This window comes from Aquisalimonas sp. (assembly GCF_007120195.1).
Classification (GTDB): domain Bacteria; phylum Pseudomonadota; class Gammaproteobacteria; order Nitrococcales; family Aquisalimonadaceae; genus Aquisalimonas.
This window is the reverse complement of the sequence record NZ_SKOG01000146.1, coordinates 18933-29877: the sequence shown is the minus strand read 5'-3', so window position 1 is coordinate 29877 and position 10945 is coordinate 18933. Positions and strand designations below refer to the sequence as shown.

General features: G+C 65.3%; 7 protein-coding genes. 4 read left to right on the top strand and 3 right to left on the bottom strand.

What is annotated here, in order from left to right:
* The 3 genes from QZT63_RS11045 to QZT63_RS11035 form a co-directional block, all read left to right on the top strand.
* Positions 1–422, top strand: a 422-nt coding sequence (locus QZT63_RS11045) for a hypothetical protein (protein ID WP_290651163.1), incomplete at its 5' end; no start/stop codon positions are given.
* Between the two features lies 1 nt (position 423).
* Positions 424–1170 carry a CDP-alcohol phosphatidyltransferase family protein gene (locus tag QZT63_RS11040; protein ID WP_290651162.1) on the top strand — a complete coding sequence of 249 codons (747 nt, stop codon included), beginning with the start codon at positions 424–426 and terminating at the stop codon, positions 1168–1170.
* 248 nt (positions 1171–1418) lie between these two features.
* Complete coding sequence (locus QZT63_RS11035) at positions 1419–2354, top strand: AsmA family protein (RefSeq protein ID WP_290651160.1); 936 nt, start codon at positions 1419–1421, stop codon at positions 2352–2354.
* A 233-nt stretch (positions 2355–2587) separates the two neighbouring features.
* On the opposite strand, the gene QZT63_RS11030 is transcribed toward QZT63_RS11035, so the two are convergent.
* Positions 2588–3166, bottom strand: a complete 579-nt coding sequence (locus QZT63_RS11030; protein ID WP_290651159.1) for a Slp family lipoprotein — start codon at positions 3164–3166, stop codon at positions 2588–2590.
* A gap of 458 nt (positions 3167–3624) precedes the next feature.
* Between QZT63_RS11030 and QZT63_RS11025 the strand changes: the two genes are divergently transcribed.
* Positions 3625–6141, top strand: coding sequence for a DEAD/DEAH box helicase (locus tag QZT63_RS11025; protein WP_290651157.1), 2517 nt, complete (start codon positions 3625–3627; stop codon positions 6139–6141).
* Between the two features lie 180 nt (positions 6142–6321).
* On the opposite strand, the gene QZT63_RS11020 is transcribed toward QZT63_RS11025, so the two are convergent.
* Both QZT63_RS11020 and QZT63_RS11015 read right to left on the bottom strand, forming a co-directional pair.
* Positions 6322–7509: a hypothetical protein gene (locus QZT63_RS11020; protein ID WP_290651155.1), complete on the bottom strand. Its 1188-nt coding sequence runs from the start codon at positions 7507–7509 to the stop codon at positions 6322–6324.
* A gap of 45 nt (positions 7510–7554) precedes the next feature.
* Positions 7555–10938 (bottom strand): DEAD/DEAH box helicase, encoded by a 3384-nt coding sequence (locus tag QZT63_RS11015; RefSeq protein WP_290651153.1) that lies wholly within the window; start codon positions 10936–10938, stop codon positions 7555–7557.
* Positions 10939–10945: the final 7 nt, after the last annotated feature.

Sequence of the window (10945 nt, the reverse complement as noted above, 5' to 3'; positions counted from 1 at the left end):
GTGAGTGGCTGCGGCGGTTTGTCGAGCGCCGGCTTTATGCTGTAAACCGCGGTCCTTCGCCTGAGAAGGTGCCGCAGCAAGGCGGTGGCTATCGAGCGCCGGAGAAGGCGACAGCGTTCTCTCGGCTGCTGCGTTGGTGTTATCACCGCGTGGATCGTGGCCGATTGGCTGAGTTGTGGCCGCTGCGCGAAGTGTACGTCCCGTTGACCTGGGTGTTGCCCAAGTCCCTGGTGTTGCCGGTGACGACGCGTCGCATTGGCGACCGGGACTATCCCGTGCCGTGCCAGGTCGAGGCCTACTTGGCCTACCGCTATGGTGACTGGCGGCAGCCGGTCGATTGCTGGTCTTACTGGAGCGATGATGGAGCAATACGGCATCGGCGGCCTTTCGAAGTGCGGGATGAACTCTTGCAAGGGTCCTGAATTGATTGACCTCCAAGCCTTGAAGGCATCGATCTATCCGGAGCAAAAGCGCCAGGATGACCAAACGGTACATCCGTTTATCTACCTGGTGTTTCGCCCGATCTCTTGGAAACCCACCCTCGTCCTCCACCGTTGGGGCGTCACGCCCATGGCGTGCACTTTCTGGAGCGGGGTGATACTTATACTCGGCCTCCTCGCGCTTGGCTCAGCTTGGCCGAGCCCCTGGTGGGCGTGGGTCCTTGGTGGTGTGCTGATCAATGTCTATCTGTTCCTTGACGTCATCGACGGCAACCTGGCCCGGCTGTCTGGGCGATCGACCAAGGCGGGAGAATTCGCGGATTGCAGCCTGAATGCGGTCTCGGGCGCCTTGCTGCCGATCGCAATCGGCACCGGGTTGTACTTCAGCGGTGGGGACGTGGCCTCCCAGACATGGGGTGTACCTCCCATGTGGCTGCTCGTGGCCGGGTTCTCGATTGCGTGCCTGCGGCTGACCCGGCGTGTGCTGACGGACCATGCCTCCCAACTCGTCGGTAATGCTGGCGACCGGGCCAATGTGCTGGGTGAGCAGCGGCGCGGGCCGAAATACTGGGCAGCGGCGGTTAACAGCGCGGCCTTTCCTTCTGTCCTCCCGATAGCAATCCTCGCCGTACCAAGCCTGTGGCTTGCGTTCTACCTGGTGTTTAACGCCGCCGTGGTGGGCTACAGCGTGGTGTGGGCCTATCGGCGTGTGAGTGCGGTCGACGGTTAGGCCCGTGTTACGATCACAGTCCTCATTGTGAGATCCGTGAAACGCTGGAGAGCGCCCCAGGGCAGGCGTGGTGCGGGCGCCTTATTCGAGAGGCCAAAGCGTAATAGCGTTTCGTTGTGAGGGCGGATTGAGCCGCGATGGGCATGTGGTCTGGCTATGGATCAAATAGCGGAGAAGCTGTCTTACAGAGCCGATGGTGTTGCGTGGAGTCACCATCATAATGTTGACGTTTGCTAATCGGAGTAATCATGCGACTGGTATTAAACCTGATCGTCGGCTTGGTCATCCTCGCGCTGGTGGCGCTAGGGGTGGGCATTCTCTTCGCCGACACCTTGCTGCGCATGGCCGTGGAGCGCGGCGGGAGCCATGCGACCGGTACCGAGGTGACGCTGGAGGAGGCCTCCATCGGGCTGTTCGAGGGGCAGGCGTCGCTGTCGGCGTTGACGGTCGGCAACCCGGAGGGCTTCGACGCCGACGATTTCCTCGACCTCGACGACACGGACGTGGATATCGACCTCCGCTCGCTGATTGGCGACGAGGTGCGCATCTCGCATATCGAGCTTGACGGCCTGGCGCTTAACCTGGAGCAGCGCGGCGCCAACAACAACGTGCAGGCCATCGTCGAGAACATTCAGCGATTGCAGCCCGACGAGGACCCGGACGTCGTCGATGATGAAGCGCCTGTTGAGGATGGCCAGGCGGTGCTGATCGAGCGCTTGACTCTGTCTAACGTGCAGGTGAATGCCGATGCCGAGATTGCTGGCGAGCGCGTGGGCGTCAACCTGCAACTGGACGACATCGAAGTGACCGATATCAGCACCGAGGCGGAGACGGGCGAGCTGATCGCGCAGTTGTCAGGCGTGGTCATCGAGGCCGTTCTCAAGGCCGTCGTCGAGCAGGCTGACGGTGCCCTGCCGTCGCAGATCACCGAGCAGCTCACGGATGCGGTTGGCCGTCTGACAGCGGCCGGCGCCGCGAGCTTCGATTACGCTGGCGAGGGTGTCGCTAGGGTGATTGACGTCACCGGCGACGGCGCCGAAGCCTTGCTGGAGCGGATTGCCGATAGGGCCCCCGAGCTGATCGAGGAAGGCTCCGATCGGCTTCGGGAGACGATCGATGACCTCGGTGAAGACGTCGGGGGCGCGCTGGAGGATGCCGTCGAAGGCTTGCGGGATAGGTTCTGACGCGCATCGCGGGTGGCGGCGAAGGCCGTGCTCGCGTGAGCCCCTGTGTGTTGGGTAACGCCCCGTCCCTGAGTGGGTGGCCGGGGCGTTTTTTTTTGGGCTACCGGCTGCTGGGTAACAGGAAATGACGGCTTCGGTGAATCCGCGACTCTCCCCGACGCCGGTGTCATGGCGCCTGGGGAGATCGCGTTCGCAAAATGGAAGCCCGTTGCTACCGTGACAGCGGGGGGACGTTACCAACGCCGTCCGAAACGACCATGGCCGTGAAAACCGGCGCGATGACCACGTAAATGGCGCCCGGAGTGGAAGCCATGGCGGTGGCGCAGGTGGGTGGAGCGGTTCGCCCGTTCACGCTGTCGGCTCTGACGGGCGGTTTCCCAGAGGTGATGGTCGAACGCGCGTATAACGGGGAACGGGTATTCGAAATCGCCTATGAGGCCGCTCTCAACGCCCTCCACCGTACCCGTTACGGTAATGGGACGTCCTCTGGTGTAGATATCCGGCTCTAGGAATGAGTCGACACGCGCGATGAACCGCCCGAACGTCTCGTCGCCGTCTGTCTCGGGTCTTCCACGGCGCTCCAGGGGCCGTGTGACGATTTCCACTCGGGTGTAGGTCGGTCCGTGCTCGATACCGGCGATCTGGCCACCCCAGCGCGCTTTTTCTCCGCGCGCGCGATCCGCATCATCGCGGACGTCCTCGAAGGTGACCTCCTGGGGCGGTGCCTCACGGATAGTGTCCGGAATGGATCCGGTTCCGGCGCAGCCTGTCAGGAATAGCGCGCCGAGCACAATTGTGAACATGTTCCTCATGGTCCACCTCCGTCCCGTTCTCGTTCGGGCCGTGTCGATCGATTTTGGCATCCTCGGGGCTGGGGTACCCTCCGCCATTGTCAACAGTCTGAGCGGCGTGAAGGACGTCTTCCATTAGTAGAAACCCGGCTTTCTTGTGCCGTGGTTGATGCCACCGCATCGGTGCCAGGACCTTGGGCGTGAGGGATGAGGGTTGAACATTGTGCGCCTGCGGCGCGGTTGAATTGACGGTGGATTACGCTGCGCTAATCCACCCTACGCCTTTCGATCAATGTCAACGGTTGGTTTGTGGCGTAGGGTGCATTAGCCGCAGGCGTAATGCACCGTCGGAACGATTGCGCCGCAGGCGCACCATACCTTGCTGGTGGACCGTTTCAACCCGGCGACCTCGTACGAGGAGCTATGCTGAGAAGAGGCGCCGCGGCGCTGCCAGGTGGGGCGCAGTTGAGATTCCATCGATGACCGGCGATCGCGATGATCAGCAAGGCTTACGAGCCGTAATCGAGCGGGAAGAGGAAAGGCTGGCGGAACTGGACGAGGCACGCCGGCGCTTGTCTCAGCACCTTGCAGACCTGAGGGCGCAGCTCGATCACTCTGTTGGTGTGACCGCCATGGAACATGCCGGCGGCACGACCCAGGGCGAGCCTTTGGCCCCCGAGACACCGCAGGCCAAACTGGCGCTCTTCGGCGATCGGTTCCGCGGTCGTAAAGATGTTTTCCCGGTGAGATTTTTCAGCAAGAGGACGGGAAAACCGGGCTATGCCCCCGCATGTTCTAACAAGTTCGTGCCGGGTGTCTGCGGTTTGCCGGAGGTCAAATGCGCTGAGTGCCCAAACCAGGCGTTTGTTCCCGTTGATGATCGCGCACTGCTCGGCCACCTCCAGGGGCGCCACGTGATGGGCGTCTACCCGCTGCTCGAAGACGAGACCTGCTGGTTGCTGGCCGTGGACTTCGATAAGTCGTCCTGGCAGGAGGATGTCGCCGCTTTCAGGGAGGGGTGTGCCGCGGTCGGAACGCCTTGCGCGGTGGAGCGCTCGCAGTCGGGTGACGGGGCCCATGCGTGGTTCTTCTTTGAGCGCGCCGTCCCCGCTGTGCTGGCAAGGCAGATGGGCTGCTATCTCCTGATGGAAACGACACCCCGGAGGCCGCGTTCGGGTCTGCAATCCTACGATCGCCTGTTTCCCAACCAGGAGGTGTTGCCGCCGGGCGGTTTTGGCAATCTGATCGCATTGCCGCTCCAGTACCATGCGCGGCAATGGGGAAATACGCTGTTTGTCGATGAGCATTTCGAACCTTACGTGGCCCAGTGGCGTTATCTGGCGGCCTTGCCCCGTGTCACGGAGCAGCAAGCCAAGGAAATGGCGAGGGAGGCAACGCTGCGGCGGCGTGTCCCGGGTGTTCGCCCGGGAAGTGGAAGGGATGTAGAAGAAGCGCCGTGGCGCGATCCACCCGCCGGTGAAGTGCCGGCGGGGACCGTTACAGGCAAACGGCCTGAAAGCATCCACGCTGTGTTGGCGCAGAAGCTGTTCATCGACACGAGCGGCGTCTCCTCGGCGTTGGTCGGCCGCATCAGAAACCTCGCCGCATTTCAGAACCCGGAATTCTACAAGAGGGAACGGATGCGCCTGGCGACTGCGCGTACGCCGCGAGTCATTGCGCGGGATGAAGACTACGGCCGCCATCTGGCCATCCCGAGAGGATGCCTGGCAAAGCTCCAGGCCTTGCTTGACCAGCACTGGATCAAGCTCGATCTGATGGACGAGCGTGACAGCGGCGAACCCGTGGATTTTTCCTTTGCCGGAGAGCTGACCGCGTTGCAGACGGATGCGGCGAACACCCTCATGCGCGAGGATAACGGGGTGCTGGTGGCACCGCCGGGGTTTGGCAAGACTGTGCTTGGTGCCTACCTGGTCGCGAGGCGGCAACGCAATGCGCTGGTGCTGGTGCACCGGCGGCCCCTGATGGATCAGTGGACTGCCCAGCTCGCCCTGTTTCTGGGGCTTCGGGAAGCGGAGATTGGCCGTATCGGTGCTGGAATAAACCGGCCGAATGGCCGTGTTGATGTGGCCACGATTCAGAGCCTGGTTCGCCTGGGCCGGGTCTCGGATCTCGTTGCCGGCTATGGTCACGTCATTGTCGACGAGTGCCACCATATTCCGGCGTTCTCCTTCGAGCGCGTCATCGCCGAGTGCCGAACGCGGTATATCACGGGACTCACGGCAACACCGCGACGTCGCGATGGGCTCCACCCCATCCTGGAGATGCAGCTCGGTCCATGCCGGTTTACCGTTGACGCGCGGGCCGAGTCATCCCATCGGCCGTTTCGGCATCGCCTGGTCGCCCGCGAGACCGCCTTTCGTCTTCCGCATGGCGAACAGACTGGAGCCATTCAGAGCGTGTATGCGTCACTGGCTGCGGATGAACAGCGCAATGCACTGATCCTCAATGATGTGATCGCCGCGATTGAGGAAGGTCGGAGCCCGCTGGTGCTAACGGAGCGTAAGGAGCATCTTGCCTTCCTCGCAGACCGACTCTCTGGCTTCGTGCGCCACCTTGTGGTTTTGCAAGGCGGGGTGGGCGTGAGAAAGCGTCGGGCGTTGGAAGAGCAGATTGCGGCGATCCCGGCTGAAGAGGAGCGCCTTGTTCTGGCGACAGGCAAATACATCGGCGAAGGATTCGATGATCCTCGACTCGATACGCTCTTCCTTGCCCTCCCCGTGGCCTGGAAGGGCACCGTGACCCAGTATGCGGGGCGGTTGCACCGCCGCCACGGCGGCAAGCGCGAGGTGCGTATCTATGACTACGTGGACCGCCAGGTCGGTATGCTTGCCCGCATGTTCGACAAGCGGCTGCGGGCCTATCGGGCCATGGGCTATACCCTGGGAGGCGAAGGCGCTGACTCTGGCGAGGCCTTAGCGCAACAGCTTCCACTGGCGAGCGACGATGATGACGGGTGGTCTAGCCCGTCGAGGTGACATTGGGCGGCTGCCTGGCGGCGATCTGCATCGGGCCGCATTTTGTTTGACGGTGGATTACGCTGCGCTAATCCACCCTACTTCCTTCGATGGATGTCGCGGGTTGGTTTGTGGCGTAGGGGGCATTAGCCGTAGGCGTAATGCACCGTCGGACCGATTGCGCCGCAGGCGCACAATATCTCACCCCGGGCCGAGGCCCTGCAGGTATTCGGCGAATAGTGCCGGGTGGGCGGCCTTGAGCGCGCGGCGCTGTTCGATCTCATCCGGGCCCCGGGGGTTGCGGGTGGCCGCGGCAACAAGGGCGTTGACAACGGCGGCGGTGGTAGCCGCTTCGGTGTCTGCCGGTGCCACGTCCGGGAGTGGCTGCCGGCGTCGCAGCGCAAACCAGGCGGGAAAGTCGGGTGTTGCCAGGGGCTCGTCGCGTTCGTTGAACAGCCGGTAGTCCCTTGCCAGGGTCAGGCTGTTACGCAGCGCGCCGGGGGCGTATTCGGCGTGCTCCCAGCACAGCCGGCAGCAGCACTCGAATGCCAATCGGGCGTCGCCAAGGCACTCGGCGGCGTGCCACAGCCTTTTAATGAGCATCGGGTGATGCCACCAGCCCTGCTCGCCCTCGATCGCGGCGCGTACGTCCTGCCAGTAGCCAAGTCGCGCGGCGGTGTAGCTTCGGTGCAGGCGTGGCGTGGTGGGGTCGAAGGGGTGGCGCTCCAGCATCCGACTCATGGTTTGCCAGTGCCGGGCGAGATAATCCCTGGCGTCCGCGCCGAGGCGTTCACTCGCCGCGGGCTCCAGGGCATCGACGACAAACGCCAGGTACTGCGCCGCCGACCCCGGGGGGGCCTCCGGTAAGCGCAGGCCGTTGACCAGCGATTCGAAGGCCCCGAGGTGCGGGTGGTCGGGTTGTTGGTCTGTGAGCAGCGCGAGTGCCACCTGCGCCTCGTCTGGTTCACCCGCGACGAGCGCCTCGCGCAGGCGGTTTTCCAGCACCGTGGCCCGGGTATCCAGGAACAGGTCCATCTGGAGACGCTCGGCGGCCGGGCGGTAAGCCGTGGCCAAGAGCCGCCCGAGGTCGTCGTCTTCTGCGAGTCGAAGCGGTTCCAACCCCTCCGCGGCGCCCCAGGGGTGGTAACTCAGAGTGTGGGCGTCGAGACGCAGGCGTTGACAATGCGCGGCGGCGCGATTGAGCGCCTGCCGGATGCGCCGGGGGCTTCCCTGCAGTGCCTGCTCCAGGCTGGGCACCGTGTTCTGACGCCACGCCTCGTAGTCGCTGTAGGCCAGTCGTCCCAGCCGGAGCAACAGCTCGGTCGGGGCGTACTCGCCCTGTTCCATGAGGATCTCATCGACCAATGCGACAATGCCCTGCTCGTCCATGTCCGTGCCCCTTGTACCCTCGGCGTATCCCCAATCGCTTGCTCGTCAGCCCCCGGAAGAGGGCAGTTCCCCGCCTTCCACCAGCGCCCGGAGATCCAATGCGGAGAACATCCCCAGCCCCGCCACCGCCTCCTGTGTGTCGCTTGCCCCTCGATGGTAGATCCCCTCGGCGAGGGTTGCCTTGTGGGCCTGGAGTTGCTGGATGCGCTCCTCGACGGTGTCCTTGCAAATCAGGCGGTAGACGAACACGGGTTTGTCCTGACCGATGCGGTGTGCGCGATCCGTTGCCTGCGCCTCGACCGCCGGGTTCCACCACGGATCGTAGTGGATGACGGTGTCCGCGGCGGTGAGGGTGAGCCCCGTGCCGCCGGCCTTGAGTGAGATGAGCATGAGCGGCACCGCGCCCGCCTGAAATCGGTCGACCACCGCAGCGCGATCCCGGGTGCGCCCGGTGAGTTTCACCCAGTCGAGCCCAAGTCGGACCAGGCGCGCTTCGATGAGGCGCAGCATGCTGGTGAACTGCGAGAACACCAGCACCCGGCGGCCGTCCTCGATCAGTGCCGGCAGGAGATCGCACAGCGCCTGGAGCTTGGCCGAAGGAACTCGCCCGCTGGCGGTCCGTGCCCCGGCGATGTCCGCATCCGCGCGGACCAGGCGCGGGTCGCAGCAGACCTGGCGCAGCTTGAGCAGCGCGTCGAGGAGTTCGATGCGCGAGCGCTCCAGTCCCTTCGTCGCCATTACGCGTTCGAGTTCCCGGTGTACGGACAGGCGGATCCCCTCGTAGAGATCGCGCTGGGCCTCGCCCATCTCGACCAGGTGCTGGATCTCGGTTTTGGCGGGCAGCTCCGGGGCCACGGCGGCCTTGGTCCGGCGCAGCAAGAAGGGACGCACGCGCCGCGCGAGCTGCTCTCGCCGGGTCTCGTCCCCGAACTCTTCGATGGGGCGGCGATAGCGGCGCCGGAAAGCGGCATCATCGCCCAGGAAGCCGGGCATCAGGAAGTGGAACAGGCTCCACAGTTCGCCCAGGTGGTTTTCCAGCGGTGTACCTGTGAGGCATAAGCGCTGTTGCGCGCGCAGGCGGCGCGCGGCGCGCGCCGTGTTGGAGCGGGGGTTCTTGATGTGTTGCGCTTCGTCGAGGATCGCCACATGCCAGGTCTTGTCGGCGAGTGTCGCGATATCGCTGCGCAGCACGCCATAGCTCGTCACCACGAGCTCGGCTGTGTCGAGCGCATCCAGGCGGCGCTGCGCCCCGTGCAGCAGCTGCACCTGCAGCCCCGGCGCAAAGCGCTGCGCCTCGCGCATCCAGGTAAACAACAGGCTCGTGGGTGCGACCACCAGGCATGGCCGCTCAAGCCGGCCGGCCTCCTTCTCGGCAAGCACATGGGCCAGAGTCTGCACGGTCTTGCCCAGGCCCATGTCATCGGCGAGTACGCCGCCAAAGCCCTCGGAGTGCAGCAGTTGCAGCCAGCAAAGGCCAGTGTGCTGGTACGCTCGCAGCTGCGCACGCAAGGACGCCGGCGCGGGCACTGTCTCCAGGCCTTCACGCAGACGCTCCCCAAGGCGCTTCAGGCCCTCGGGGCCGTTCCACGGCCAACCCGTCTCGGCGAGTTCCAGCAGGCGGTGGGCGTCCATGGCGCTCACCGGGAGCCGCCCGCGGCGGTCCAGCGCCGGCTCCCGGTCAAAGAGCTCGATCAGCGCGGTCAGCAGCGGTTGCAAGCGCGTGCCCGGCATCGCCAACAGCCGACCGTCCGGCAGCGGGACTGGCACATGCCCCCGGCTCCAGCGCTCCTCGTCACGCAGCGCCTCGTGTGCCTCGGCCGGTAATTCCCGCAGCGCGGAGACGAGCAGGGGCAGCAGCTCGATACGCTCGCCATCCACCGTTACCCCAAGACCCAGCCCGAACCAGCCGTCACCGGCGTCGGGGGTGACTTCGGCATCCCAGCCCTCGGCGATTACCGGCTTGTAGGGGAAGTCCGCGCTCGTCTCCACGCGCCACCCCGCCGCGACCAGTTCGGGTACCACGGCGAAGACAAATGCGACCCACTCGTCGGCGGTGCGGCCCGCGGAATACAGGCGCGGGGCCTCCGGGCTCGCCGCGGTGGCATCATCGTCACCGGTGAGCGGTAGCTCGCCGGCCGCAGGCAGGCGGTGACAGCCGTCCAGACGCTGGGCGTAGTCCGCCTCGCCCAGGGTGTCGCGCCGCACGCGCAGCCGCTCGCCGGCGACCAGACGGTCGATCAGGGTGTGCGGAGCATCGGCGCCGATGCGCACCCGCTGACCTTCTTCCCCATAGTCGAAGGCGAGCTCCGCGACCAGAAGGGAGCCGGAATCCACGCGGTGGCCAGGCAACTCCGGGGCCAGGGCGCTGCGGCATACAAGACGGAGCACGGGCACCGGTGGAGTGGAGCACATCCGCGTTCTGAGCCTGTGGGGTGGAGGAATATCCTCACGGGGCGTGGCTGCAGCCAGGGCGGCCACGGCCTGTTCCGCCTCCTCGGGCTCCATCCAGGCGCCGGTGTTCAGTGCACGCGCGACGGGCGCCGATGGATCGGCGTCCACCGGGCCGACCACTGCGCCGTCGCGATACCAGGGTGCGGCGGATGGCAAAACGTCATCGCTCGGCGGCTCGGTGCGCAGCTCCAGGCGTTGCCGGGCGTCATCGCGGAGTCGCCAGTGCAGCTCGCCCGGCCGCGCCGGGCCACATCGCAGAGGCGTCTGATCCGCGTGCTCCCAGTAGCAGCAACCGCTGGGTAGCAGCGTCTCCAGCGTGGCCGCTACCGCCGGGGGAGGTATCAGATAGCACGACGCCGCGCCTGTGAGCCAGGGCGAGCCGCCACCGTCGAAGGGGCAACCGACCTTGTCGAGCCAGTGGAGGCGGTCGAGATCCTGATCGCTGATAAACCGGGGCGGCAGCCGCCAGTGCTGTTCGCGCATCCGGAACGGCCGCGGGCGGTCATAGCCACCATCGGAGCGCAGCTTACTTCGGGTTCCCACGTGCAGTGCAATCATCAGCGACGGGTCGCTCGCCATCGCGTGCACCAGGTAGAGCAGGCGCGGGGAGGCGCTACCTTCGCCGTGAGCCGATGGGGATGCCATCACTCTCGCGCCCGCGGTTGACGATGGACCAGCGCGCCCGCGCGTCGATGCGGGCCCAGGGGATACGGGCGCATGTACCCAGCGCAGGAGGGCGGCGACGGCGTGCTCGCAGTTGAGTTCGGCGGGACAGTCGCAGTCGCCTTCGGGCTGATTGGCGCCGGCGGGCCACTCGAGGAACACCCGGTAGGCACGCGTGCGGGTTGCCTGGACCTGTGCCCGGGCGCGACCCTCGCCCAGGTGCTCGAAACCCGTCACGCGGCCCTCGCGAAAGTGGGCTTCGCCGCGCTGCCACGTCGCCTGATCAAACGTCTTACGGATCTTCTGCAGGTCCATCAACACC